The following is a 26365-nucleotide window of genomic DNA, read 5'->3' as shown; positions in this document are numbered from 1 at the left end:
ATTTCGGGCCGAGCGGGGGAACGGGAACGCGGCGGCGGCGATTGTCAGCCATCGCGCGGACGCCTAGGGTGGTGTGATGACTTCACTCGATAAACCAGACATCGGAACCACTTCGGTCAAGTGGCGCTGGCCCAGCGTGCACCCCGAAGGCCGCAAGTTCGTCCTGCTCTCGGCGGTGATCGCGCTCGTCTTCGCGCTGCTCGCCTGGGAGACGCTGGCCTGGCCGATGCTCGGCATCACCATCTGGGTCGCGGCCTTCTTTCGCGATCCGATCCGCACCACGCCGACCGGCGACGGGCTGGTGATCGCGCCCGCCGACGGCCTCGTGACGATGATCACCACCGTGCCGCCGCCGCGCGAAATGGCGGGCGAGGACGGACTGGGGGATGCGCCGATGACCCGCGTCTCGATCTTCATGTCGGTGTTCGACGTCCACATCAACCGTACCCCGATCGCGGGGACGGTCCGCAAGGTCGCCTATATCCCGGGCAGCTTTCTCAACGCCGACCTCGACAAGGCCAGCGAGGAGAATGAGCGCCAGCATATCCTGGTCGAAGGCGCCGACGGCACCCGCATCGGCTTCACCCAGATCGCCGGGCTGGTCGCGCGGAGGATCGTGCCCTTCGTCAAGGCGGGGGACATCGTTGGTCTCGGCCAGCGCATCGGCCTGATCCGATTCGGCAGCCGCGTCGACGTCTATCTGCCCGCGGGCACCGGGCATCGGGTGACGCTGGGCCAGCGCACGATCGCGGGCGAGACCGTCATCGCCAGGCTCGGCGAAGCCGAACGGACCATTGGTGCGGCGCAATAATCCAGAAGCGAGGATGACGAAGCGATGATGCGCGGACGTCGGGCGAATATCAGGCGTGGCATTCCGGCGCGGGCGGTCGCACCCAATGCGGTGACCGCGCTGGCGCTCTGCTCGGGCCTGACCGGCGTACGCTTCGCGATCGCGGGCGATTGGGAAAAGGCGCTGCTCGCGATCCTGATCGCCGGCATCCTCGACGGGCTCGACGGCCGGATCGCGCGGCTGCTGAAGGGTGAGAGCCGGTTCGGCGCGGAGCTCGATTCGCTTTCCGACGTGATCGCGTTCGGCGTATCCCCCGCGATCATCATGTTCCTTTGGTCGCTGAACGAGATACCGCGCTTCGGGTGGATCTTCGCGCTGGGCTATGCCGTCTGCGCCGCGTTGCGCCTGGCGCGCTTCAACGCGTCGATCGACAGCGCCGAGCATCCGCGCAAGACTGCCGGTTTCCTGACCGGGGTCCCGGCGCCCACCGGCGCAGGGATGATGCTGGTGCCGGTGGCGATGTGGCTGTGGAGCGACCTCGATATCTTCCGCGATCCCTATTTCATCTGCGGATGGGCGGCGCTGATCGGCTTCCTGATGATTTCGGACCTCGCGACCTACAGCTGGTCGTCGCTCCATATCTCGCGCGCCTGGCGTCTGCCCGCGCTGCTGCTGGTAGCCATGGCGGGCGCTGCGTTGTTCACCGCACCCTGGCACACGCTCAGCGCGCTGATGCTGTTCTACCTCGCGACGATCCCGTTCAGCGTCCTCGCCTATGCCCGGATCAGGCGGCAGCGCGGAACGATTGCCGCGACGCAGGCTGCGCCGGGCGAATGACCCGGACGCGCGGTTCGCGCGTGTTGTGGAGCGGTGGAAGCGGCGCGGGATCGATGCCGAGCGCGCGCAGGATATAGGGCAGCTCAGCCTTGACCGTGGCGACGATCGCCAGGATCGAAATCAGCGTGACCGTCGAGAACAGCGCGAAGGAAAGAAACTGAACCATCATATTCATCCTTTGTCGTCCGTTCCCCACGCTTTGGCGATTGCAGTGCCGAAAAAGCGCCTGAAACGGTGTGCTGTTCCCTATGTTCATGTTTTGTTCTTGCATGTCAACCCTTGATTTTGCACGGCAGGTCGCATAGAGGCCCGCGCATTCCACATGTGGGGCATCCATACCGGTGCCGGGTTTCCCGGTTCCCGCCCCACAGAGGTTCAACCGGGTAAGGAGAAAATCCTATGGCGGCTCCCACCGTCTCCATGCAGGCGTTGCTCGACGCCGGCGCGCATTTCGGTCACCAGACTCACCGCTGGAACCCGAAGATGAAGCCGTATCTCTTCGGAGACCGCAACGGCGTCCACATCATCGATCTCTCGCAGACCGTTCCGCTGTTCGCGCGCGCGCTCGAGTTCGTGGCCCAGACCGTCCAGAATGGCGGCAAGGTCCTGTTCGTCGGCACCAAGCGCCAGGCGCAGGAACCGATCGCCGAGGCCGCGCGCCGTTCGGGCCAGCATTATGTCAACCATCGCTGGCTGGGCGGCATGCTCACCAACTGGAAGACCATCTCGAACTCGATCAAGCGCTTCAAGGCGCTCGAAGAGCAGCTGTCGGGCGACACCCACGGCCTGACCAAGAAGGAAGTCCTTCAGCTCACCCGTGAGCGCGACAAGTTCGAGCTGTCGCTCGGCGGCATCCGCGACATGGGCGGCATCCCCGACGTCATGTTCGTGATCGACGCCAACAAGGAAGAGCTGGCGATCAAGGAAGCCAACACGCTGGGCATTCCGGTCGTCGCGATCCTCGATTCGAACGTCAGCCCCGACGGCATCGCCTTCCCGGTGCCCGCCAATGACGACGCCGCCCGCGCCATCCGCCTCTATTGCGAGTCGATCGCCGAGGCCGCGACCCGCGGCGGCAACGACGCGCGCCAGGCGCGCGGCGAGGATTTCGGCGCTGCGGCCGAGCCGCCCGTCGAGGAAGCTCTGGCGAACTGATCCGGCGGCGGCCGGAAGGCCGCTGTCATAAAAGTGTTCGGGCTTAACGCCGACACGAGCGGGGGTAGGGGCGGCAACGCTCCTTCCCCCGTCCCGTAAGCAAGAAGGAAGAAGAATATGGCGGAGATCACCGCTGCTGCCGTCAAGGAACTGCGCGAGAAGTCCGGCGCCGGCATGATGGACTGCAAGAAGGCGCTGACCGAGACCAATGGCGACATGGACGCCGCGATCGACTGGCTGCGCACCAAAGGCCTCGCCACCGCCGCCAAGAAGTCGAGCCGAACCGCGGCCGAGGGCCTGGTCGGCGTTGCCGTCGAGGGCACCAAGGGCGCTGCCGTCGAGGTCAACTCGGAGACCGACTTCGTCGCCAAGAACGAGCAGTTCCAGGATTTCGTCCGCACCGTCTCGGCGCTTGCGCTCAAGACCGGTGACGACATCGCCGCGCTCGGCGCTGCCGCCTATCCGGGCGGCGAAGGTTCGGTCAGCGACAAGCTGACCTCGAACATCGCCACGATCGGTGAGAATCAGACGCTGCGCCGCGCGAAGATCGTCGAAGTGTCGCAAGGCGCGGTCGTGTCCTACATGCACAACGCCGTGTCGCCGGGCCTCGGCAAGATCGGCGTGCTCGTGGCACTCGAGGGCGACGCCCCGGTCGACGCGATCGAGGCGCTGGGCAAGCAGGTCGCGATGCACATCGCCGCCGCCTTCCCGCTGTCGCTCAACGAGGATGGCCTCGACCCGGCCGTGATCGAGCGCGAGCGCGCGATCGCCGTCGAGAAGGCCGCCGAATCGGGCAAGCCCGCCGACATCATCGAGAAGATGGTCCAGGGTGCGGTCGCCAAGTTCCGCAAGGAAAATGCGCTGCTCAGCCAGGTCTTCGTGATCGACAACAAGACCCCGATCGCACAGGTCGTCGCCAACGCCGCCAAGGCGGCCGGCGGTTCGATCACGCTGAAGGACTATGTCCGCTTCCAGCTCGGCGAAGGCATCGAGAAGGAAACGAGCGACTTCGCCGCCGAAGTCGCCGCCGCGGCCAAGGGCTAAGCCCGAAAACCAGGCCCGCCCTCCCGCGCAAGCCGGGAGGGCGGGCCTTTTTCATGCACGCTTGGCAGGCTCGAAACCTGCTTCTAAGGTGCCCCCCGCTTCCCGTAAGATATGAGATCCGAACCTATGGACCGTCCGCGCTTCAAACGTATCCTGCTGAAGCTGTCGGGTGAGGTGCTGATGGGGCAGGGGCAGTTCGGGATCGATCCCGACACCGTCACCCGCGTCGCCCGCGAGATTGCCGATGTGGCGGCGAATTACGAGCTGTGCCTCGTCGTCGGCGGCGGCAACATCTTCCGTGGCCTCGCCGCCGCGGCCAAGGGGTTCGACCGGACGAGCGCCGATTATATGGGGATGCTCGCCACGGTGATGAACGCGCTCGCGGTGCAAAATGCGCTCGAGCAGATCGGCGTCGATACCCGCGTCCAGTCGGCCATTCCGATGAGCACGGTGTGCGAACCCTTCATCCGCCGCCGCGCCGAGCGCCATCTCGACAAGGGCCGGATCGTGATCTTCGCGGCGGGAACCGGCAATCCATATTTCACCACCGACAGCGCCGCCGCGTTGCGCGCCGCCGAAATGGGCTGCGACGCGCTGCTCAAGGGCACCTCGGTCGACGGTGTCTACGACGCCGATCCAAAGAAGGTGCCCGACGCCAAGCGCTATGACACGGTCACGTTCAACCGCGTCCTCGCCGACAATCTGAAGGTGATGGACGCCAGCGCTGTCGCGCTGTGCCGCGACAACAACATCCCGATCGTGGTATTCAACATCCGGGAGCAGGGCAATCTGGCCCAGGTGCTCGCCGGATCGGGCACCGCCACGATCGTCCAGAATTAAGGGGAGACGACAATGCCCGCTTTCGACAAGGCCGATCTCGAACGGCGCATGCATGGCGCGGTCGAGGCGCTGAAGAGCGACCTCATCGGCCTTCGCACCGGCCGCGCTTCGGTCAACCTGCTCGATCCGATCACGGTCGAGGTCTATGGCGCGCACATGCCGCTGAACCAGGCCGCCACGGTGACCGCGCCCGAGCCGCGGATGCTGTCGGTACAGGTGTGGGACAAGAGCAATGTCGGCCCGGTCGACAAGGCGATCCGCTCGGCCGGGCTCGGCCTCAATCCGATCATGGACGGGCAGACGCTGCGCATCCCGATCCCCGACCTGACCGAGGAGCGCCGCAAGGAGCTCGCCAAGCTCGCCGGCCAATATGCCGAAAAGGCCCGCGTCGCCGCGCGCAACGTGCGCCGCGACGGCATGGACAATCTCAAGACCGACGAGAAGAAGGGCGAGATCAGCGAGGACGAGCGCAAGCGCCGCGAAACCGAGGTGCAGAAGCTGACCGACAGCACGATCGCCGAGATCGACGCGGCGGCCGGCGCCAAGGAAAAGGAAATCCTCGGCAAGTGAGCGGCCTTTCGGCCAGCCCCGTTTCCACCGCCGATGCGGCGACGGGCGCTGGTCCGCGCCATGTCGCGATCATCATGGACGGCAATGGCCGCTGGGCCAAGCGCCGCTTCCTGCCACGCGTCGCCGGCCATCGCGCCGGCGCCGAGGCGGTGCGCGTCACCGTCAAGGCCGCCGCCGACATGGGGCTCAAGGCGCTGACGCTGTACGCTTTCTCCTCGGAGAACTGGCGGCGGTCGACCGAGGAAGTCTCAGACCTGATGGGGCTGCTGCGCCATTATCTGCGCAAGGAGATTGCGGGCATGGACCGCAACGGCATCCGGCTGCGCACGATCGGCAATATCGATGGCCTCGATAACGAGCTCATCAACCTCGTCCGCGAGGGTGTCGAGCGGACCAAGAACAACCGCCGGCTCGATTTCGTGCTGGCGCTCAATTATGGCGCGCAGGACGAGATGGTCCGCGCGATCCGGGACATCGCCACCGACGTGCAGTCGGGCGTGCTCGCGCCGGAAGATATAGATCCCGCCGCGATCGAGGCCCGGCTCGATACCAGCGATCTGCCGCCGCTCGACCTGCTGATCCGCACGTCGGGGGAGCGGCGTCTCTCCAACTTCCTGCTGTGGCAGGCGGCTTATGCCGAACTGTTGTTCGTCGACACGCTCTGGCCCGATTTCGACGGCGAGGCGCTAGCCGCCGCCATTGCCGATTTCGGTACGCGGGAGCGCCGCTTCGGCGGACGATAAACCGGTCATGAACAAGGCCCCGGCCTCCGAACTCCAGCTGCGCGTCCTGTCGGGCGTCGCGATGATCGTCGTGGCGATCGGTGCGCTGTGGCTGGGTGGTATTGCCTTCTGGGCGCTGGTCTCGCTGCTCGCGGTGCTGATGATGGTCGAATGGGCCGCCATGGCGCAGGCCTCACGCTGGCAGACCATCCTTGCCGCGCTGTTGGCCGCTGGGCTGATGGTTTCGGCTTTGGCCCTCATCAACCCCATCGATCTCGCCGCCTATCAGGACCGGCTGATCGCGCAGACCGTCGATCTCACTGGGCTCGGCGCGATCCTGCTCGCGGTCGTTACCTTCCGCGCTCGACTCGGTGCGGGGCTGCTCTATGCTGTGCTGCCCGCGGCCGCGCTGATCTTCCTGCGCGAACAGCCGGGGCAGGGGCTCATCCTCGCGCTCTGGACGCTCGTGATCGTCTGGGCGACCGACATCGGCGCCTATTTCGCAGGCCGTACGATCGGCGGGCCCAAGCTCGCGCCGACGCTCAGCCCGAACAAGACCTGGGCAGGGCTGATCGGCGGGATGGCGGCGGCGGCGATCGCCGGCGCGGGGGTGGCCTCGCTCGGCAAATTGCCGCTCGCCTGCTGGATCGCGGGAGCGCCACTTGCCGCGGCGGCGCAGATGGGCGACCTGTTCGAAAGCTGGCTGAAGCGCCGTTCGGGGGTGAAGGACAGCGGCAAGCTGTTGCCCGGCCATGGCGGCGTGCTCGACCGGCTCGACGGCGTGGTGCCGGTTGCGGTGCTCGTCGCGGCGGGCGTGGCGGCCGGACTGATATGACCGTGCGCAGCATCTCCATCCTCGGCGCGACCGGATCGATCGGCACATCGACCCTCGATCTCCTCGAGCGCGAGCCCGATCGTTTTCAGGTCGCCGCCCTGACCGCCCAGCGCGATGTCGACGGCCTCGCCCAGGCGGCGCGGCGCACCCGCGCGAAGCTGGCCGTGATCGGCGACGCTTCGCTCTACGGCCCGCTCAAGCAGGCGCTGGCGGGTACCGAAACGCTGGTCGCGGCGGGGGAGGCGGCGATCGTCGATGCTGCGGCGCTCGGCGCAGACTGGACGATGGCGGCGATCGTCGGGATCGCCGGGCTGAAGCCGGCGATGACCGCGCTCAACAATGGCGGTACGGTTGCGCTGGCCAACAAGGAATCGCTGGTATCGGCGGGGACGCTGATGACCGGCGCGGCGAAGGCCAATGGCGCGACACTCTTGCCGGTCGATTCAGAGCATAATGCGGTCTTCCAATGCTTCGACCATGCCGCGCCGGGCAGCATCCGCAAGGTCACGCTGACCGCGAGCGGCGGCCCGTTCCGCGACTGGAGCATCGATGCGATGCGCGCAGCCACCCCGGCGCAGGCGGTGAAGCATCCCACCTGGTCGATGGGCGCGAAAATCTCGGTCGACAGCGCTACGCTGATGAACAAGGGCCTCGAACTGATCGAGGCCTATCACCTCTTCCCGCTGCCGCCAGAAGCTTTCGACGCGATCATCCATCCGCAATCGGTTGTGCATGCGCTGGTCGACTATATCGACGGTTCGGTTCTGGCGCAGCTCGGTACGCCCGACATGCGCACCCCTATTGCACACTGTCTTGCATGGCCCGCGCGCATGGCGACACCCTGCCGCACGCTCGACCTCGCGGCGATCGGCCGGCTCGACTTCATGGCTCCCGATCCCGAACGCTTTCCAGCGCTCGGCCTCGCCCGCGCGGTCCTGGCGGCTGGCGGCGCACGCCCGGCGATCCTCAACGGCGCAAACGAGGTCGCGGTCGCAGCGTTTCTCGCGGGACGTATCGGCTTCCTCGATATCGCGTTAATCGTACAGAAGGTCTTGGATCGCTATGATCCGGCGGCTCCGGCTTCGCTCGACGACGTTTTCGCGATCGATGCCGAAGCCCGCAGGGCCGCGCAGGCGGCGATGGAGATTATCACGGCGTGACAGATAGTCCTGGTATCCTATTCACGATCCTTGCCTTTCTGCTCGTCATCGGGCCGCTGATCTTCGTCCATGAGCTCGGCCATTACCTGGTCGGGCGTTGGTGCGGGGTGAAGGCCGACGTCTTTTCGATCGGCTTCGGCCGCGAGATTGCCGGCTATACCGATTCGCGCGGCACCCGCTGGAAACTCGGCTGGATGCCGATGGGCGGCTATGTGAAATTTGCCGGGGACATGAACCCGGCCAGCCAGCCGACCCCCGAATGGCTCGCCCTGCCCGATGAGGAGCGCGCGCAGACCTTCCAGGCCAAGGCGGTATGGCAGCGCTTCCTGATCGTTCTCGCGGGACCGGTCACCAATTTCCTGGTCGCGATCGGCATCTTCATGGCCTTTTTCGCGGCTTACGGTGTGCCCCGGACCCCGCCGGTCTTTTCGGCAGTGATCGAGGGCTCCCCTGCCGACAAGGCCGGATTCCTGCCAGGGGACCGCGTCGTCGCGATCCAGGGACGGCCGGTCGACACCTTCGACGATCTCGCCGAAATGATCCGTTTCCGGCCCGACGAACGGCTGAACATCGACATCGTGCGCGGTGGCGCCCAGCGGACCCTGCCGGTCCTGACCGCCGCCAATATCGAGCGCGACCGCTTCGGCAACGAATTCCGCAAGGGCACGATCGGCGTCATGTCGGGCGAGCAGATCATCGAGCCGGTGCCGCTCGTCCGGCTGCCGCTGGAGGCGACGAAGCAGACCTTCGGCATCGTCCGCACGATGGTCGACACGCTCGGCCAGATCATCACCGGCCGCCGCTCGGTCAAGGAACTGGGCGGTCCGATCAAGATCGCCCAGGTGTCCGGTCAGCAGGCGTCGCTGGGCCTGCTCAACTTCGTCATGCTGATGGCGCTCATTTCGATTAATCTGGGATTCATCAACCTCTTGCCAATCCCCATGCTCGACGGGGGCCATCTGGTCTTTTACCTGTTCGAAGGTTTGGCGCGGCGGCCCGTGCCGGAAAAGGCGATGGAATGGGCGTTTCGATCGGGATTGGCGGTTCTTTTGTCCTTCATGCTGTTCGTGACGCTCAACGATATTCTTGCCCTCGGGGCGCTCTAGAAGCTTGCCGGGTTGATCGGCTGAGCTTGTTGGGGCAGTGCATGCGCACGCGTCCTTGAACAAGGCGCACGGATTCTATGAAGGCGGGGAACGCGTGACGGCGACGACGACGAATTTCACTCGGGCGCGGATGATGTCCGCGCTCCTCGTCAGCACGATGCTCGGCGGCATGGCGCAACCTCTGCTGGCGCAGGAGGCGGCTGCGCCCGCGCCCGCCCCGGCGGCGGCTCCGGCAGGGGCAGGCATCGTAAAGTCGGTTAACGTCGCGGGATCGGAGCGGCTGGAGGCCGATACCGTGCGCTCCTATGTCAAGCTGACCCCGGGCGAGCCCTATACCCGCGAAACGCTCGACGAGGCGCTGAAGGACCTCTACGCGACCGAATTGTTCGCCGACGTGCAGATCCGCGACGATGGCGCGGGCAACATCACCCTGCAGGTTCGCGAGAATCCGGTGGTCAACCGGATCGTCATCGAGGGCAACAAGCGCCTCAAGGCCGAGAAGATCAATCCCGAGATCAAGCTCGCCGCGCGCCAGATATTCACCCGGTCCAAGGTGCGCGCCGACGTCAACCGGATCATCGAGCTCTACCGCCGCCAGGGCCGCTTCGCCGCGACGATCGAGCCCAAGATGGTGCTGCTCGACCAGAACCGCGTCGACATCATCTTCGAGATCCACGAGGGCGCGAAGTCCAAGGTCCGCAAGATCAACATCATCGGCAACGAGAAATTCTCGGACGGCCGCCTGCGCGGCGAGATGGCGACTAAGCAGACGGGGCTCACCAAGATCTTCTCGTCGGGCACCAGCTATGACCCCGACCGCATGTCCTATGACCAGCAGAAGCTGCGGCAATTCTATCTGACCAACGGCTATGCTGATTTCCGCGTGGTCTCCGCAGTCGCCGAGCTGACCCCGGACCGCAAGGACTTCATCATCACCTATGTGGTCGAGGAAGGCTCGCGCTATAAATTCGGCGACGTCGACCTCGAAAGCGAGATCCGCGACATCAAGGCCGCCTCGTTCAAGCATCTGCTGCCGATGAAGAAGGGCGACTGGTATAACGCCAAGCTCGTCGAGGACACCGTCGACTCGATCACCGAGGCGACCGGCCTGTTCGGCTTCACCCCCGATGTCCGCCCCGATTTCACGCGCGACAAGGACGACCTCACCATGGGGGTCGTCTTCAAGATCAACCAGGCGCCGCGCGTCTATGTCGAGCGGATCGACATCAACGGCAACACCCACACCAAGGACAAGGTGGTCCGCCGCGAATTCCGCCTGTCCGAAGGCGACGCGTTCAACAGCTTCAAGGTCAAGCGCTCGCGCGACCGCATCCAGTCGCTCGGCTTTTTCCAGGAGAAGCTCGAGGTCGAGCAGAAGCCGGGCTCCGCGCCCGACCGCACCATCCTCGAAGCCAATGTCGAGGAAAAGTCGACCGGCGAGCTGCAGGTTTCGGCGGGCTATTCGAGCCTCGAGAAGTTCATCGTCGATCTGTCGATCCGCGAACGCAACTTCATGGGCAAAGGCCAGGAAGTCCGCGCCGGCGTCAGCTATTCGACCTATTCCAAGTCGGTCGAGCTGGGCTTCACCGAACCCTATATCTTCGACAAGAACATCGCGGTCGGCTTCGACATCTTCCGCCGCGATTACAATTCGTTCCAGTACGGCACCGGCGGTGATCGCAACACCACCTATGAGCAGTCGACCACCGGCTTCCAGATCCGCGCGGGCGTGCCGCTGACCGAGTTCATCACCCTCGCGGTGCGTTATGGGCTGAGCTATGACGACGTCTCGCTGAACAAGTTCACCTATTACACCAATGGGGCTTGCGATCCGCTCATTGCAGGTCGCTATCTCTGCGACGCGATCGGCAAGCGGCTCACCTCATCGGTCGGCTATTCGCTCGTTTACGACAATCTCAACAACCGCATACGCCCGACCCGCGGCCAGCGCGTCGTGCTGAGCCAGGATTTCGCCGGTCTCGGCGGCGAGGTCCGCTATATCAAGTCCTCGTTCGAGGCGACCAAATATTGGGGCGTCGGCAGCGGCTTCGTTTTCTCGGCCGGCCTCGAAGGCGGCTATATCAAGGGCCTGGGGCAGGCAGTGCGGCTCACCGACCGCTTCTTCCTGGGCGAGCCCGACATGCGCGGCTTCGGCATCCGCGGCGTTGGCCCGCGCGTGAAGAGGTCCTTTTACAGACCCGGTGAAACTCCGGCGTTCCCGGACAATAAGAACAACACCACCGATGATGCGCTGGGCGGCAACACCTATTATCGCGGCCGGCTGGAACTCGAGATTCCGCTCGGCAATGGCGCGCGGGAACTGGGCTTGCGTCCGTCGATCTTTTTGGACGCCGGCGCGGTGTTTGGCGTGAAAAAGCCCTCACTGATCGCGCCCGAGATTGCGGGCTACCCGTTCGGCGTGGACTCCAACGGCAACTTCATACCGAGCTCCCGCAACCAGCTCGACAGCAAAGGCCGGCAAATCTATCAGGTTCCTGAGAACGCCGGCGCAAATGTTGGCGCATTAACGCTGTGCTCAACCGGCTTTTCGAACTCGGCCAAGGATCCTTGTGTCGGATCGTCGGTCAACACTCCTTACTCCACCCCGATCCAGCCCTTCCGGGAGGATTTCTACGGCGACAGCGCGATGCCGCGCGTCTCGGTCGGTTTCGGCGTCAACTGGAACTCGCCCTTCGGCCCGTTCCGGATCGACGTCGCCAAGGTCCTTCTCAAGGAGAAGGGCGATAATACGAAACTCTTCACATTCAACGTAGGGACACAATTCTAATGAAATCGCTTCTGAAGTCGGCCGCGCTGGCGGCCGCCATCGCGCTCGTGCCCGCCGCCGCGAATGCGCAGGCCGCAGCAGCCCCCGCCGCCGCGATCAACACCGGCGTCGCGGTCGCGAACCTTGAGGCCGCGATCGCCAACTCGGCTGCCTACAAGGCCGCGATCACCCAGATCCAGACCACCTACAAGGCGCAGATCACCGCGTTCCAGACCCGCCAGACGGCGCTGCAGAACGAGATGACCCCGCTCCGCACCGAGATCGAAACGCTCCAGAAGAACCCGGCGACGCCGCGCGCGACCCTGGAAGCCAAAATCGCCGCCTTCCAGACCAAGGGCCAGAACGCCCAGAACGAACTGCAGCGCCTGACGATGCCGTTCGCACGCCCCGAAGCCTATGTGAAGGAGCAGATCGGCGCGAAGGTCGAGCAGGCGCTCAAGGCCGCGATGTCGGCCAAGAAGATCGGCATCGTGCTGGCCCCCGAAGCGGTGGTCGCGGTGCAGGGCGCATCTGACATCACCCTCGACGTCGTGACCCAGCTCAACGCGCTGGTTCCCAGCGCCTCGATCACGCCGCCCGCCAACTGGCAGCCCGGCCAGGCCGATCAGGCTGCCGCGGCCCCTGCTGGACGCTGATCGGCAGCAATGAGCGACGCTGAAGCCCCGGCCACGCTGGGTCCGCTGGACGTCCGGCGGGTCATGGCCGCCTTGCCGCACCGCTACCCCATGCTCCTCGTCGATCGCGTCGAGGAGCTGGTGGTGGACGAGCGCATCTCGGCCATCAAGGCGGTGACGATCAACGAGGAGTTCTTCCAGGGGCATTTCCCCGGAAGGCCGATCATGCCGGGCGTGCTGATCGTCGAGGCGCTGGCCCAGGCGGCCGGCGTGCTCGCGGTGGAATCGCTGGGCCTCGCCGGCACGGGCAAGCTCGTCTATTTCATGGCGATCGACGAAGCGAAGTTCCGCGCGCCGGTCGAGCCCGGCGTGCTGCTGCGGCTGGACGTCGCCTTCGTCCAGAAGCGCGCGAGCGTTTGCAAGTTCGAAGGCAAGGCCTATGTCGGCGACAAGCTCGCCGCGCAGGCCAATTTCACCGCGATGATCGCGGATCCGCCCAAGGAATAAGCGGACCCTTGCCAATCCATGGCACAGGCTGTAGGGGCGGCGCTTCGCTTTCCGGGCTGGTTGGAACCAGCCGCCTTTTCGGAGCCAGACGATGAAGAAAGATATCCATCCCGATTATCATCGGATCACGGTGCAGCTGACCGACGGCACCACTTACCAGACCCGTTCGACCTATGGCGCTGAGGGCGACACGCTTCAGCTCGACATCGATCCCTCGGTGCATCCGGCCTGGACCGGCGGCCGCGGCACGATGCTCGATTCGGGTGGTCAGGTTGCCCGCTTCAACAAGCGCTTCGGTGGTCTCACGCTCGGCAAGAAATAAGCCGGGCGTCCCCTTCGGGCACATGGATATGGCTGGGCATTTGCCCGGCCATTTTCATTTAGGGGTATCGGGATGCTGATTGAAACCTACCGCCGCTTCCGTACGCCACTGTTCTGGGCATTGGTGGCAGGGGCCTATGTCGCGGCAATCGTGCCGAGCCGACAAGCGCCCGATATCGGCGCGGGCGACAAGGTCAACCATATCGCCGCCTTTCTCGTCATCACACTGGTGGGACGAACAGCCTATCGCCGCAAGCCCGCCTGGCTGCTCGCAGGCGGGCTCTCGCTGTTCGGGGTGCTGATCGAGCTGACGCAGGCGATACCCGCGCTCCAGCGCGATGCGAGCCTGTGGGACTGGGTGGCTGACAGCATCGCGATCCTGGTGGCGCTGGCCGCCGCGGGCGTGATCGAGCGTTGGGCGCCCCGCCTGTTCGCCGCGTGACCCTGGCACCGCCCAGACCCGGCAGCGCGGCCCAGCGCCGTTTCGAGAGAGCTGCGGAGGCGGCGGCGTATGACCCTCGCGACCGCTGGGTCGGCGGCTATGCCGATTATGAGTGGAATCATCTCCGCCTGGCGCTGGATGCTTACAGGATCGACGTCGCCGGCCGGGATGTGCTCGAGTTCGGCTGCAATGTCGGCGGGTCAGCGGTCGTTCTCGCGGCGCTCGGCGCGCGCGTGCAAGCGGTCGATATCGATCCGCAGCTGACCGCGATCGCCGAAGCCAATCTCACGCGCTACGGCCAGAAGGGAATGGTCACGCGGATCGACGAAGGCCGGGTGATGCCTTTCGCCAGCGCGAGCTTCGATCTGATCGTCGCCAACAGCGTGCTCGAATATGTCGACCCTTCCGGGATCGCGATGGTAGCCGACGAGTTTCGCCGCCTGCTGCGTCCCGGCGGACGCCTGTTCATCTGCGGCACGGCCAGCCGCCTGGCCCCGCGGGAGCGCCACAGCGGCCGCTGGCTGGTCAACCTGCTGCCGCGTTTCGTCGATCGGCTGACGGGCAAGAGCTTGCAGCGAGGGCTGTCACCCTGGACGCTGGCGCGGGCTTTGCGCGACGGCTTCACCGCCGACGATGGCGACGGCTGGCTGCTAGCGCGCCAGTCCATTCACGGCCGGTCCTCATTGGCCGTGCGGGTCCTGGCGCGGCTGGGGCGCCTGATCGGACATACGCCGGGGTGGTTTGCACCTACGATCGAATTGTCGCTCCGGCGCGACTGAGCTGCGGCGCACGATTCGTCGCATAGTCGTTACACGCAAGATTCTATTAACCTGTCGGAAAGCCTGACGCGATAATCCGGACAGAAGCCGCCCATTGAGCGGCTGAGATCAAACACATCAACATCTTAACCGACATTGTTAAGCCAATGTCGGAGCGGAGACGCTCGGCCCGGGCGTCTGACGGGAGGCGATGCGATGGCCTATCTGAACTATTTCGGGCAGGTGATGCCCACCACGCCCTGGTCGTCCAACGTGATCACCGGAAGCAGGCTTGCCGAGGATGCCGCGACCACGCTGATGGGCACGGCGGGCAGCGACAATATCGTTCCCAAGGCGGTCCTGAACCTAGCGGGCGGCGCGGGCGACGACGGCTATCAATATGTCACAAGCGCCACCAGGGTGATCGAAGCGGCGGGGCAGGGCACCGACACGCTATTCGTGTCGGGCGACTATGCGATGCCCGCCAATGTCGAGAACCTCACCATCTGGTACGCACGCGCGGTGATCGGCAACGCGCTGGGCAACCTGATCATCGGCAGCAGCGGCAACCAGACGATCAACGGCGGCGGCGGCAACGATCTGCTCCAGGGCAAGGGCGGCAATGACGTCTTCCGCTTCGACGCGGGATCGGGCCATGACGTCATATCGGACTTCGCGACCTCGGGTGCCGACGCGGACATGGTGCGGCTGGCCGGCTACAGCCACTATATCAGCTTCGCGCAGGTCAAGGCGGCGATGACCCAGAACGGAAGCGACGTGATCCTCCAGCTCGACGGCAATGACGCGATCAAGTTCACCGGGCACGGCATCGCCGATTTTCGCGCGGAGAATTTCGAACTCGGGCTCGATCGCAGCACGCTCAAGCTGACCTTCAACGAGGATTTCAATGCGCTGAGCCTGTGGAACGGGTCGACCGGCACCTGGCGGACCAATTTCGGCAATGATTATAATCCCGATGCGCTGAGCACCCGCACGCTCAACGACGAGCAGGAAATCTATATCGATCCGATGATGAAGGGCACGGGCACCAGCCCGATCGGCATCAGTCCCTTCTCGGTCAGCGACGGCGTGCTGACGATCACCGCCGCGCCGACCCCCGATTCGCTGAAACCGGTCCTGTACGACATGGACTATGTCTCGGGCCTGCTCACCACCAAGCAGAGTTTCGCCCAGCAATATGGCTATTTCGAAGCGCGGATGGACGTGCCGTCGGGCAAGGGGATGTGGCCGGCCTTCTGGCTGCTGCCCGCCAATGGCGATTGGCCGCCCGAGATCGACGTGATGGAGAATTACGGCGCCGGACAGACGAGCTTCACCGTCCACAGCAATTCGACCGGTGTCGAGACCCAGGCCTATTCCTTCGATTTCGATCCCAATGTCGCCGAGGGCTTCCACACCTATGGTGTGCTGTGGAACGAAGCGAAGATCGTCTGGTATCTCGACGGCGTCGAAATATACGAGCAGCCGACCCCGCCCGACCTAAACCAGCCGATGTACATGCTCCTCAACCTGGCAGTCGCCAAGGAGGCGCAGCCGGGCATGACGGGCGAATTGAAGATCGATTATGTCCGCGCTTATACGGTCGATCCGAGCATGGCCAATGTCCAGAAGCTGATCGGGACATCGGCCAACGACAGCTATACGGTCACGTCGAGCGGCGACCGGATCACCGAGCTTGCCGGAGGCGGCACCGACAGCGTGATCGCCAAGGCCGATTATGTGCTGCCCGACAATGTCGAGAAGCTGACCCTGTCGGGCACCGCCATCAGCGGCACGGGCAATGCGCTGGCCAACAACATCACCGGCAACGCCCTCGACAACCGGCTGACCGGCCTCGGCGGCAACGACACGCTCAACGGTGGCGCGGGCGCCGACCTGATGACCGGCGGTGCGGGCAATGACAGCTATTATGTCGATAATGCCGGTGATCGCATCGTCGAGCTGGCGGGCGAGGGCACCGACAGCGTGTTCGCCACGGTCGATTACAACCTGTCCGCCGAAGTCGAGAATCTGACGCTGACCGGAAATGCCCTGCGCGGGATCGGCAACGACCGGGCCAATTCGATCACCGGCAATGCGCTCGACAATGAATTGCAGGGCGGCGGCGGCAACGACATGCTGAAGGGCGGCGCGGGGGCCGACCGGATGATTGGCGGTGCGGGCAATGACAATTATTATGTCGACAATGCCGGCGACACCATCGTCGAACTGAGCGGGGAGGGGACCGATAGCGTCTCCGCGTCGGTCAGCTTCACCCTATCGTCCAACGTCGAAAATCTCACGCTGACCGGCGCCGCCGTTCGCGGGACGGGCAATGACCGTCCCAACATGATGACGGGCAACGACCTCGACAATATTCTGGAGGGGCTCAGCGGCAATGACACAATGAAGGGCGGCGCCGGGGCCGACACGCTGATCGGCGGGGCTGGCAACGACAGCATGACCGGCGGGACCGGAAGCGACATGTTCGTCTTCGCGCCGGGCTTCGGCAAGGACGTCGTGACCGATTTCGACGTTGCGGCGGATCAGATTGACTGGAGCGCGCTGTCGGCTGCCAATATCCTGCCGCTGATCTCCGCCACCAGCGTCGGCTCGCTGGTCGTTTTCGGCACGGACAGCATCGCTTTTCAGGGCGTCACGCCCGATCAGCTGCTCGATCACCATATATTCTGAGGACCGGCCTTCGTCGTGAGAGCCGGTCCTCGAAAACTTACGCCTTCGCGGCGACGATGATGATCTCGACCTTGTAATCCGGGGTTGCCAGCTTGGACTCGCCCGTGGCCCGCGCGGGCGGTTCATTGCCCGCGATCCAGGCGTCCCAAACCGTGTTCATCTCGGCGAAGTCGGCCATGTCGGCCAGCCAGATGGTCGCGGAGAGCAGATGCGCCTTGCTGCTGCCGGTGCGGGCCAGCAGCGAATCAACCTGATCGAGCACCGCCCTGGTCTGCTCGGCCACCGGCGCGCCCGGCGCGCCGACCTGTCCCGCAAGATAGACGGTGTCATTATGGACGACCGCCTGGCTCATGCGGTGGTTGCTGTCGAGGCGGGTGATCGTCATGCCAAATCCTTGAAGATGGTGGCGGAGAGGGTGGGATTCGAACCCACGGTGAGCTTGCACCCACGGCGGTTTTCAAGACCGCTGCCTTAAACCACTCGGCCACCTCTCCGCAGGGATGTCCGAGCGGAACGCTGCCCATATCGCCGCTGCGCCCTTCCGTGCAAGCCGCGAGATCAAAGCATTTCACCACATCGCCAAGCTGTGGCAAGGCAGTTCCCGAAACGAAGGGGACAGAATGCGTAGCGTCTTGCGTGCGACGGCGATGGCTTTGGGATTGGCGCTGGCGATCGGACAGGGTTTTTCCGCCGCCGCCCAGACGATAGCGGGGGAGGGGCAGTCGCCCGACGACGCCGCACAGATCCCCGACACCCCCGCGCCCGCCATTCCGACCGAGACCGCCAATCTGCGCGCCTATATCGCCACCTTGCGCGATCGCGCCATCGCCATGGGGGTCACGCCCACGCTGTTCGACGCGACGCTGCCGACGCTCAATTTCAACGCCCGCGTCATCCGGCTCGATCGGGCGCAGCCCGGCGCGACCCCGGCGAGCGTCGCGAGCCCGCCCGATTTCGCGCCCTATCTGGCGAGCCATGTCGACCGCGTCCGCATCGGCATGGGCCAGTCGCGCTATGGCAAGCTGCGCCCGCTGCTGGTCGGTATCGAGCAGAAGACCGGCGTGCCCGAACAGATCATGCTGGCGATCTACGGCCATGAAACCGGCTACGGCACCTTTACCGGCAATTTCGATCTTCTGAACTCGCTGGGCACGCTCGCTTATGAGGGGCGGCGGCGCGAGCTGTTCGCCGGGGAATTCCTCAACGCGCTGCTGCTGCTCCAGCGCGGCGTGCCGCGCGACCAGCTGAAGGGCAGCTGGGCCGGGGCGACCGGCTATCCGCAATTCCTGCCGAGCGTCTATCTGCGCCTCGGCACCGACGGGGATGCGGACGGCAAGATCGACATCTGGCGCAGCGAACCCGATGCGCTCGCGTCGATCGGCAATTATCTGCGCGATGCGGGATGGAAGCCGGGGGTGCCGTGGGGCGTGGCAGTGCGCGTACCCGAAGGGATGGATCGCGCGGCGGTTCGGTCGCCATTGGCGTCTCCGCGCTGCCCCCGTGTCTTCGCACGGCAGAGCCGCTGGCTCACCATCTCCGAATGGCGCGACAAGGGGGTGATGATGCTGAGCGGCGTCGTCCCCGCCGAAGACGAGCTGGCCACGCTGATCGAACCCGACGGCAATGGCCGGACCGGCTATCTGCTCACCAGCAATTATCGTGCGATTCTCGACTATAATTGCTCGAACTTCTACGCGCTCTCGGTGGGCCTGCTCGGCGATGCGATCGTCCAGTAGGGCCGCGGCGCTCGCGCTGGTCCTGCTGCTGGCGGGCTGCGGCATCCCGCGCCCCGAAGCGCCCTCGTCGGGCCGCCCCAAGCCAGGCCGCCCTGTGCCGCCGCCGCGCCCGCAAAGCCCGGTCGCCGATTCGCCGGTGAAGATCGGCAAACCCTATCAGGTCGCCGGCATCTGGTATTATCCGGCCGACGACGGCGGCTATGACGAGGTCGGCCTCGCCTCCTGGTATGGTGCGCAATTCCATGGCGGGCAGACCGCCAATGGCGAGCGGTTCGACATGGACAGGGTCGGCGCGGCCCACAAGACGCTGCCCCTGCCGAGTTATGTCGAGGTGACCGCGATCGACACCGGGCGCACCATCCTGGTCCGCATCAACGATCGCGGCCCCTTCGTCACCAACCGGATCATCGATCTGTCGCGCCGGTCGGCCCAATTGCTGGGGATCGAGCGGAGCGGCGTGTCGCGTGTCCGCGTGCGCCGGGTCTATCCGTCCGACGCCGACCGGCTGGCGCTGCGATCGGGCCGGACGGCATCCGAGCGCCCTTATGCGACGACCGCCGAGCTCGCCGCGCTGAAACAAAGGTTCGCGGTCCGGCCGCCCGATCCCGTCGCGCCGCCGCTGGTCGCCGCCGCGGTACCGGTTTCGGCGGTGCCGGTCGGCGGCTGGTTCATCCAGGTGGCCGCGCTCAGCAACCGCGACAAGGCCGAGGAGATCGCCGAATTCGTCGCCGGGCGGGTCGAGCAGGCCGGCGCGCTGTGGCGGGTGCGGATGGGGCCCTATAAAAGCGAGGCGGAGGCGACCGCCGCGCTGGCGCAGGTCCGGTCGGACGGCTATCAGGATGCCAGGCTGGTCCTGATCGCCAGCAACAGCAAGATTCCAGAGGGAACGACATCACGATGACGCGCCGCAAGATCGCCCTGCTTCCCGCCATTTTTCTCCTTGCGGGCCTGCCTGCCCAGGCCGCCGCGCCGGTGTTCGACACGCCCGCGCCGGTGGCTTTCATCAAGGACCTGTCCTCGGGCGCGGTACTCTTCGCAAAGAATCCGGACCAGCGCATGCCCCCCGCATCGATGGCGAAGATGATGACTGTCTATGTCGCCTTCGACCTGATCAAAAAGGGCGAACTCAAGCTCGACGCGATGGCGACGGTGCGGCCCGAAACCTGGAAGCAGTGGCATGGCCCCGCCGCCGGATCGACGATGTTCCTGTCGCCGGGCGAGCAGGTCAGCGTCGCCAACCTGCTGTTCGGCATCGTAACCCTGTCGGGCAATGACGCCTGCGTCGTGCTGGCCGAGCATATCTCGGGCACCGAACAGGCCTTCGTCGCGCTGATGAACCGCCGCGCCAAGGAAATGGGGCTGACCAACAGCCATTTCGGCACTTCCAACGGCTGGCCCGACGGCGGCGTCACCTATGTCAGCGCGCGCGACCTGGCGACGCTCGCCGAGAAGACGATCGAGGAGCATCCCAAGCTCTACAAGACCTTCTACAGCCGCCCCAATTTCACCTGGGGCAAGACGATGGGCAGCGGGACGGCGATCACCCAGGCCAATCGCGATCCGCTGCTCGGCCGCGTCGCGGGCGCGGACGGGCTGAAGACGGGCCATACCGAAGAGGCGGGCTATGGCTTCACCGGCTCGGCCGAGCAGAATGGCCGCCGTCTGGTCATGGTGCTGTCGGGTCTGACCTCGTTCAACCAACGCATCGACCAGTCGGTCAGCTTCATGAACTGGGGCTTCCGCGCATGGCAGGCCAAGCCGCTCGTCGCCAAGGGCCGCAAGGTGCAGACCGCCGAGGTCCAGCTGGGCGACAAGCGCGAGGTCGGCCTGGTCGCGCCAAAGGATCTGAGTGTCACCATCCCGGCGGGGCTCGGCTCCGACCTGCAGACCAAGGTCGTCTATCAGGGGCCGATCAAGGCGCCGTTCAAGAAGGGCGACCATATCGCCGACCTCGTCGTCAGCGGGCCCGACATGGTACCGCAGAAGCTGCCGCTGGTCGCCGACAGCGACGTCGGCGAGGCCGGTTTCTTCGGCCGGATGATGGCGGGGCTGCGCTGGCTGTTCGGCCTAGCCTGAGGCTTTTGGCGTGACGTTGATCGGTCATGATGCGCAGATCGCCGCCTTCCGCGAGGCGGCGGACAGCGGGCGGCTGCATCATGCCTGGCTGCTGACGGGGGCCGAGGGTGTCGGCAAGGCGAGTTTCGCACTGGCCGCCGCGACACGCCTGCTCGCCGATGCGGCGGGGCCGCGCGTGCATCTGCCCGGCCTGGAAACGCCCGAAGACCATCCGATCGTCAACTATATCCGCGCGGGCAGCCATCCCGACCTGCGCATCCTCGCTCGGCTCGCCAAGGACAAGTCGGAGGATCTGGCGCGCTCGATCAGCATCGATCAGGTGCGGTCGCTGCAAGGACTGTTCGCGACGACACCCAGCCTGTCGCCGCGCCGGGTGGTGATCATCGACGCGATCGACGATCTCGAACGGCCCGCGGCCAATGCGCTGCTCAAGAATTTGGAGGAGCCGCCCGCCGGCACGATCTTCTTCCTGATCAGCCATGCGCCGGGCCGGCTGCTGCCGACGATCCGGTCGCGTTGCCGCCTGCTGCGCTTCGCCGGGCTCGACGACGGGCAGATGCTGACCGCGCTGCAACGGCTGCTGCCCGAGGAACCGCGCGACGAGATCGAGGCGCTGGTCGGCGTCGGCCGGGGATCGCCGGGCAGGGCGCTTGGCTTCGCCGGGCTCGACATCGCCGCGCTCGATCAGGCGATCGACCGGCTGGTGAGCAGCGGCGACCCGACCAATGCGGTACGCGCGGCACTGGCCAAGCAGCTCAGCACCAAGGCGTCGCAGGCGCGCTACGAAGCCTATCTCGAGCGCGTGCCCGCCCGCATCGCCGCCGAGGCCCGACGCCGGGAGGGCCCGGCGCTGGCCAATGCGGTGGCGCTCTGGGAAGAAGCGCGACGGGTCAGCGAGAGCGCGGTGCATCTGTCGCTCGACCAACCGACCACGGTTTTCGAACTGGCGAGCATGCTGGCGAAACTGGCGCCGGCCTCCGCCCGCTGACCGTCGTCGGGGGAAAGGCGCTGTACCGGGCAATCGGGGCGTTGCGGTCCGCGCCGACGGTCCCTAATGCCTAGCGCCATGTCCGAACCTTATTATATCACCACCGCGATCAGCTATCCCAACGGACGCCCGCATATCGGCCACGCCTATGAAGCGATCGCCGCCGATGCGATCGCGCGCTTCCAGCGCTCCATGGGCCGCGACGTGCGTTTCCAGACGGGCACCGACGAGCATGGCCTGAAAATGGCGCAGGCGGCCCGCAGCCGCGACATCACCCCGCGCGCTCTTGCGGATGAAATGTCGTCTTATTTCAAGGAAATGTGCGACACCCTTAATATATCCTACGATCGCTTCATCCGCACCAGCGATGCCGATCATTATGCCGCCAGCCAGGCGATCTGGCGGGCGATGGAGGCCAATGGCGATCTCTATCTCGACCGCTATGAGGGCTGGTACTCGGTCCGCGACGAAGCCTTTTACGACGAGAAGGAACTGATCAACGGGGAAGGGGGCGCGAAGCTTTCGCCGCAGGGCACCCCGGTCGAATGGACCAAGGAGGAAAGCTGGTTCTTCCGCCTGTCCAAATATCAGCAGCCGTTGCTCGATCTATACCGCGATCAGCCTGACTTCATCCGGCCCGAAAGCCGGAAGAACGAGATCGTCAGCTTTGTCTCGGGCGGGCTGAGCGACCTGTCGATCTCGCGGACCAGCTTCGACTGGGGCGTGCCGGTGCCCGGCAGCCCCGGCCATGTCATGTATGTCTGGGTCGACGCGCTGACCAATTATCTGACGGGCATCGGCTATCCCGACGAAAAGGCGGCGCTGGGCAAATATTGGCCCGCGAGCCTGCACCTGATCGGCAAGGACATCGTCCGCTTCCACACCGTCTACTGGCCCGCCTTCCTGATGTCGGCGAAGATCGCGCTGCCGAAGCAGGTCTTCGGCCATGGCTTCCTGCTCAACAAGGGCGAGAAGATGTCGAAGTCGGTCGGCAATGTCGTCGATCCCGCGGCGATGGCCGAGCGCTATGGCGTCGATCAGCTGCGCTATTTCCTGTTGCGCGAGGTGAGCTTCGGCCAGGATGGCAGCTATGGCCATGAGGCGATCGTCAATCGCTGCAACGCCGAACTCGCGAACAGCTTCGGCAATCTGGCGCAGCGCACCCTGTCGATGATCTTCAAGAATCTCGACGGCGAATTGCCCGCGCTCGACCGCAACGAGGATGATGCGGCGCTGGTCCGTGCGGTCGCGGCCGCGTGCCTCGACGAGACACCGCGCGCTTTCGAGCAGCTGGCCTTTTCGGTGGGCATCGAAGCCTGGATGAAGGCGGTGTTCGCCTGCAACCAATATGTCGATGCGCAGGCGCCCTGGGCGCTGCGCAAGAGCGATCCCGAGCGGATGAAGACCGTGCTCGGTACGTTGTTCACCGTGATCCGCGATCTCGCCATCGCGATCCTGCCGATCATCCCTGATAGTGCGGGCAAGCTGCTCGACCAGATGGGCATTGCGGCGGACAGCCGCGATTTCGCGGCGATCGAGGATCAGAGCTGGTATGATGCGCTACGAGCGTCGGGCTACAAGGTCGGGCAACCGGTGCCGCTCTTCCCGCGGCTTGAACTCGACGTCGCCGAGGCCTGATGTTCGTCGATAGCCATTGTCATCTGAACTATGCCGGGCTGGCCGAGCGCCAGCAGGAAGTGCTCGATGCCGCGCGGGCGGCGGGCGTGTCGACGATGCTCAACATCTCGACCCGCGCCGCCGAATGGGACGCGGTACTGGCGACCGCCGAGCGCGAGCCCGATGTCTGGGCGAGCATCGGCATCCATCCCCACGACGCCGACACGCATGAGGATATCGAGACCGCGCTGCTGGTCGAAAAGGCCGCGCATCCCCGGATCATCGGCGTCGGCGAGACCGGGCTCGACTTCTATTATGACAAGTCTGATCGCGACCGGCAGCGGGCCAGCTTCCGCCGCCATATCGCCGCCGCGCGGGAGACCGGCCTGCCGCTGATCGTCCATACCCGCGAGGCCGAGGCCGATACGATCGCGATCATGGACGAGGAGATGGGGAAGGGGGCGTTCACCGCCGTCATCCACTGCTTCACCGGCAGCGCCGGGCTGGCGCGGGCAATGCTCGACCTCGGCTTCTCGATCTCGCTGTCGGGGATCGTCACCTTCAAGAACGCCGGCGATTTGCGCGAGACCGCGCATGCGATCCCGCGCGACCGGCTGCTGATCGAAACCGACAGTCCGTTCCTTGCCCCGGTCCCGCATCGCGGCAAGCCGTGCGAGCCGGCCTTCGTCACCGATACCGCCCGCTTCCTGGCACAAGAACTCGGCTGGGAGATCGGCGATCTCGCCGCAAGGACGAGCGATAACTTCTTCAATCTGTTCACGAAAGCCAGGCGATGAAGCTTCGCATCCTGGGATGCGGCACTTCGTCGGGCGTGCCGCGGATCGGCAATGACTGGGGCGATTGCGACCCCGCCGAGCCGCGCAATCGCCGCAGCCGCGCGTCGATCGTCGTCGAGAACGAGACGACGCGACTGCTGGTCGACACCTCGCCGGACCTGCGGCAGCAGCTGCTCGACGCCGATCTGATCGATATCGACGCGATATTGTGGACGCATGACCATGCCGACCACTGCCATGGCATCGACGATGTCCGGCAGATTTTTCATGCCCGCCGGACGCCGGTGCCCGGCTATGCCTTCGCCGAGGCGATGGCCCAGCTCAAGACGCGCTTCGGCTATGTCTTCTTTGGGCGCGACGGCTATCCTCCGACGGTCGCCGAGCATCATCTGTCGCCCGACATGGAGATTGGCGGTATGCGGGTCCGCACCGTCGCGCAGCCCCATGGCAGCATCTACAGCGCCGGATTCCGCTTTGATGCCGATGGCAGGTCCATAGGATATTCCACTGATTTCCATGCATTTACGGACGATATGCTGGATCTGTTCACAGGCGTCGACATCTGGGTGGTCGATGCGCTGCGCGTGAAACCGCATCCCACGCATGCGCATCTCGATCTGACGCTCGAGGCGATCGCGCGGTGCGCGCCCGGGCGCGCGATCCTGACGCATATGGACCAGTCGATGGATTATGCGCGCTTGCGCGACAGGCTGCCCGATGGGGTCGAGCCCGGATATGATGGGCTGGAGGTGGTGATTTGACCGGGGACAAGATCGTCGCGGTCATCGCGATCATGGGTATGCTGATGCTCGTCATTCCACGCTTGGTCGATCGTCAGCTTCCCGGATCGAAGCTGCTGCGCATGGCGCTGCTATGGGTGCTGATCGTCGCGGTGGTGGCCGCGGTCATATTCCTGATGAAGCCGCTCGGCTGAGTTATCGGACCTAAGTGGTTGAGAGGGTGAAGAAATCCGGTCCAGTCATATCGCCATTTAACATAATATATATTATCGGACTTAGGCAGATTTGGAGGGGCGTGGCTATTCGGCCGCCCTCTCTCCCGCTTTTCGCCGCCAATCGGCGGCAAGACCAAAAGCGATGCCGCCGAGGATGAGGACCATCCCGGCCAGATGATAGCCATGGAGTTTCTCGCCCAGCACGGCGGCGGCGATCAGCGCACCGAACAGCGGCAACAAGGAGGTGGTCTGACCGGTGCGCGCGCTTCCGATCTTCTCCACGGCGCGGTTGAACATCAGATAGCTGAGCACCGACGGGAAGATTCCGACATAGAGCACGGCGGCGATCGTGCCTGGCCCGCCATGCGGACGATGGCCGGCCGCCCACTCCCAAACCGCCATCGGCGCCATGCAGAATATGCCGATCAGGAATGTCGCTGCCAGGAAGCTCAGCGAATGCACCTGCGGCCGGATACGCAACAGGCTAGTATAGAGCGCCCAGAGCGCGACCGCGATGAGCACGAGAAGATCGCCGATGCCGAGATGCAGGCCCGCCAGCACCGAGATGTCGGCCCTGATCACGACGATGATGACGCCAATGGCCGACAGCAATACGCCCGCGACGCGGGCCGCGGGTGCGGATTGCGCGAAAACAAGGCGATCGGCGAGCAGCACCAGGCCCGGCACGGCGGCCTGAAACAGCATGGCATTGGTCGCATTGGTGAAGTGGAGGCCGAGATACATCAGGCCGTTGAAGCTGCCGACACCGATCACACCCAGCAGCAATATCGGCTTCCAGCCCTGTATCAGCGCCGCGCGGTCGGCCCGGAGATGCCGCCAGCTCAACGGCAGAACCACCGCGAAGGCGATCAGCCAGCGCAGGAACGCCAGGGTGAACGGCGGAACATCGGCGCGCATCAACCGGCCGACAATCGCGTTGCCGGCCCAGAAGAGCATCACGAAGATGAGCGAAAGATAGGCGTAGAGCGCCGCGCGGTCACGGGTCATCGAAT

Annotated in this window: 28 protein-coding genes and 1 tRNA gene; 25 read left to right on the top strand and 4 right to left on the bottom strand. The window is 65.1% G+C overall.

The features are described from left to right. Positions 1-76 precede the first annotated feature (76 nt). Both ASE00_RS04100 and ASE00_RS04095 read left to right on the top strand, forming a co-directional pair. Positions 77-811 (top strand): phosphatidylserine decarboxylase, encoded by a 735-nt coding sequence (locus ASE00_RS04100; RefSeq protein ID WP_056377893.1) that lies wholly within the window; start codon positions 77-79, stop codon positions 809-811. 27 nt (positions 812-838) lie between these two features. Beyond that, a complete protein-coding gene (locus tag ASE00_RS04095; RefSeq protein WP_056379295.1) occupies positions 839-1627 on the top strand; it encodes a CDP-alcohol phosphatidyltransferase family protein in 789 nt (262 codons plus the stop codon). Here ASE00_RS04095 and ASE00_RS04090 read toward each other — a convergent pair. Then, entirely contained in the window at positions 1575-1793 is a 219-nt protein-coding gene (locus tag ASE00_RS04090) for a hypothetical protein (protein ID WP_156405258.1), read from the bottom strand. The genes ASE00_RS04095 and ASE00_RS04090 overlap by 53 nt on opposite strands. Before the next feature lie 233 nt (positions 1794-2026). On the opposite strand from ASE00_RS04090, the gene rpsB reads away from it, so the two are divergent. From rpsB to ASE00_RS04015, 15 genes are all read left to right on the top strand, one after another. Further along, the gene (gene rpsB / locus ASE00_RS04085; RefSeq protein WP_056377891.1) at positions 2027-2782 is read left to right on the top strand and encodes a 30S ribosomal protein S2; all 756 of its coding nucleotides are present in this window, start codon (positions 2027-2029) and stop codon (positions 2780-2782) included. 117 nt (positions 2783-2899) lie between these two features. Further along, entirely contained in the window at positions 2900-3826 is a 927-nt protein-coding gene (tsf, locus tag ASE00_RS04080; protein ID WP_056377890.1) for a translation elongation factor Ts, read from the top strand. A 126-nt stretch (positions 3827-3952) separates the two neighbouring features. Then, positions 3953-4666 carry a UMP kinase gene (gene pyrH / locus ASE00_RS04075; RefSeq protein ID WP_056377889.1) on the top strand — a complete coding sequence of 238 codons (714 nt, stop codon included), beginning with the start codon at positions 3953-3955 and terminating at the stop codon, positions 4664-4666. A 12-nt stretch (positions 4667-4678) separates the two neighbouring features. Further along, positions 4679-5236 (top strand): ribosome recycling factor, encoded by a 558-nt coding sequence (gene frr / locus ASE00_RS04070; protein WP_056377888.1) that lies wholly within the window; start codon positions 4679-4681, stop codon positions 5234-5236. Continuing rightward, positions 5233-5979 carry an isoprenyl transferase gene (locus ASE00_RS04065; protein WP_056377887.1) on the top strand — a complete coding sequence of 249 codons (747 nt, stop codon included), beginning with the start codon at positions 5233-5235 and terminating at the stop codon, positions 5977-5979. The genes frr and ASE00_RS04065 overlap by 4 nt, the downstream gene beginning before the upstream one ends. A 7-nt stretch (positions 5980-5986) precedes the next feature. Further along, on the top strand, positions 5987-6793 hold the full coding sequence (locus ASE00_RS04060) for a phosphatidate cytidylyltransferase (protein WP_056377886.1): 807 nt from the start codon (positions 5987-5989) through the stop codon (positions 6791-6793). Next, positions 6790-7953, top strand: coding sequence for a 1-deoxy-D-xylulose-5-phosphate reductoisomerase (locus ASE00_RS04055; RefSeq protein WP_200957870.1), 1164 nt, complete (start codon positions 6790-6792; stop codon positions 7951-7953). Before ASE00_RS04060 ends, ASE00_RS04055 begins: the two co-directional genes overlap by 4 nt. Further along, on the top strand, positions 7950-9059 hold the full coding sequence (rseP, locus tag ASE00_RS04050; protein ID WP_056377884.1) for an RIP metalloprotease RseP: 1110 nt from the start codon (positions 7950-7952) through the stop codon (positions 9057-9059). Before ASE00_RS04055 ends, rseP begins: the two co-directional genes overlap by 4 nt. 94 nt (positions 9060-9153) lie before the next feature. Further along, on the top strand, positions 9154-11847 hold the full coding sequence (gene bamA / locus ASE00_RS04045) for an outer membrane protein assembly factor BamA (protein WP_082594555.1): 2694 nt from the start codon (positions 9154-9156) through the stop codon (positions 11845-11847). Next, the gene (locus ASE00_RS04040) at positions 11847-12482 is read left to right on the top strand and encodes an OmpH family outer membrane protein (RefSeq protein ID WP_056377883.1); all 636 of its coding nucleotides are present in this window, start codon (positions 11847-11849) and stop codon (positions 12480-12482) included. The genes bamA and ASE00_RS04040 overlap by 1 nt, the downstream gene beginning before the upstream one ends. A 9-nt stretch (positions 12483-12491) precedes the next feature. Then, complete coding sequence (gene fabZ / locus ASE00_RS04035; RefSeq protein WP_056377882.1) at positions 12492-12968, top strand: 3-hydroxyacyl-ACP dehydratase FabZ; 477 nt, start codon at positions 12492-12494, stop codon at positions 12966-12968. Positions 12969-13059: 91 nt separating this feature from the next. After that, entirely contained in the window at positions 13060-13290 is a 231-nt protein-coding gene (gene rpmE, locus ASE00_RS04030) for a 50S ribosomal protein L31 (RefSeq protein ID WP_056377881.1), read from the top strand. 72 nt (positions 13291-13362) lie between these two features. Next, a complete protein-coding gene (locus tag ASE00_RS04025) occupies positions 13363-13731 on the top strand; it encodes a hypothetical protein (protein ID WP_056377880.1) in 369 nt (122 codons plus the stop codon). Further along, positions 13728-14510 (top strand): class I SAM-dependent methyltransferase, encoded by a 783-nt coding sequence (locus ASE00_RS04020; RefSeq protein ID WP_056377879.1) that lies wholly within the window; start codon positions 13728-13730, stop codon positions 14508-14510. The genes ASE00_RS04025 and ASE00_RS04020 overlap by 4 nt, the downstream gene beginning before the upstream one ends. Before the next feature lie 195 nt (positions 14511-14705). Continuing rightward, the gene (locus ASE00_RS04015) at positions 14706-17183 is read left to right on the top strand and encodes a family 16 glycosylhydrolase (RefSeq protein ID WP_056377878.1); all 2478 of its coding nucleotides are present in this window, start codon (positions 14706-14708) and stop codon (positions 17181-17183) included. Positions 17184-17220: 37 nt separating this feature from the next. Here the strand turns inward: ASE00_RS04015 and ASE00_RS04010 are convergent, their stop codons facing one another. Beyond that, positions 17221-17568, bottom strand: coding sequence for a RidA family protein (locus tag ASE00_RS04010; RefSeq protein ID WP_056377877.1), 348 nt, complete (start codon positions 17566-17568; stop codon positions 17221-17223). A 19-nt stretch (positions 17569-17587) separates the two neighbouring features. After that, positions 17588-17677: transfer RNA gene (locus ASE00_RS04005), tRNA-Ser, on the bottom strand. Positions 17678-17803: 126 nt separating this feature from the next. On the opposite strand from ASE00_RS04005, the gene ASE00_RS04000 reads away from it, so the two are divergent. The 8 genes from ASE00_RS04000 (at position 17804) to ASE00_RS23285 (ending at position 25331) form a co-directional block, all read left to right on the top strand. Further along, on the top strand, positions 17804-18919 hold the full coding sequence (locus ASE00_RS04000; RefSeq protein WP_056379291.1) for a lytic transglycosylase domain-containing protein: 1116 nt from the start codon (positions 17804-17806) through the stop codon (positions 18917-18919). Next, positions 18903-19820: a septal ring lytic transglycosylase RlpA family protein gene (locus ASE00_RS03995; protein ID WP_056377876.1), complete on the top strand. Its 918-nt coding sequence runs from the start codon at positions 18903-18905 to the stop codon at positions 19818-19820. The genes ASE00_RS04000 and ASE00_RS03995 overlap by 17 nt, the downstream gene beginning before the upstream one ends. Beyond that, positions 19817-20995 carry a D-alanyl-D-alanine carboxypeptidase family protein gene (locus tag ASE00_RS03990; RefSeq protein WP_056377875.1) on the top strand — a complete coding sequence of 393 codons (1179 nt, stop codon included), beginning with the start codon at positions 19817-19819 and terminating at the stop codon, positions 20993-20995. Before ASE00_RS03995 ends, ASE00_RS03990 begins: the two co-directional genes overlap by 4 nt. A gap of 10 nt (positions 20996-21005) precedes the next feature. Then, a complete protein-coding gene (locus tag ASE00_RS03985; protein WP_056377874.1) occupies positions 21006-21983 on the top strand; it encodes an AAA family ATPase in 978 nt (325 codons plus the stop codon). 78 nt (positions 21984-22061) lie between these two features. Next, on the top strand, positions 22062-23621 hold the full coding sequence (gene metG, locus ASE00_RS03980; protein WP_056377873.1) for a methionine--tRNA ligase: 1560 nt from the start codon (positions 22062-22064) through the stop codon (positions 23619-23621). Then, positions 23621-24397, top strand: coding sequence for a TatD family hydrolase (locus ASE00_RS03975; RefSeq protein WP_056377872.1), 777 nt, complete (start codon positions 23621-23623; stop codon positions 24395-24397). The genes metG and ASE00_RS03975 overlap by 1 nt, the downstream gene beginning before the upstream one ends. Continuing rightward, positions 24394-25158: an MBL fold metallo-hydrolase gene (locus ASE00_RS03970; protein WP_056377871.1), complete on the top strand. Its 765-nt coding sequence runs from the start codon at positions 24394-24396 to the stop codon at positions 25156-25158. Before ASE00_RS03975 ends, ASE00_RS03970 begins: the two co-directional genes overlap by 4 nt. Then, positions 25155-25331: a hypothetical protein gene (locus tag ASE00_RS23285; RefSeq protein ID WP_156405257.1), complete on the top strand. Its 177-nt coding sequence runs from the start codon at positions 25155-25157 to the stop codon at positions 25329-25331. Before ASE00_RS03970 ends, ASE00_RS23285 begins: the two co-directional genes overlap by 4 nt. 105 nt (positions 25332-25436) lie before the next feature. On the opposite strand, the gene ASE00_RS03965 is transcribed toward ASE00_RS23285, so the two are convergent. Next, complete coding sequence (locus ASE00_RS03965) at positions 25437-26360, bottom strand: DMT family transporter (protein WP_056377870.1); 924 nt, start codon at positions 26358-26360, stop codon at positions 25437-25439. Positions 26361-26365: the final 5 nt, after the last annotated feature.

Origin of the sequence: Sphingomonas sp. Root710 (assembly GCF_001429065.1) — a bacterium.
Classification (GTDB): Bacteria; Pseudomonadota; Alphaproteobacteria; order Sphingomonadales; family Sphingomonadaceae; genus Rhizorhabdus.
The sequence above is the reverse complement of the archived record's forward strand: the minus strand, read 5'-3'. Positions and strand labels throughout refer to the sequence as shown.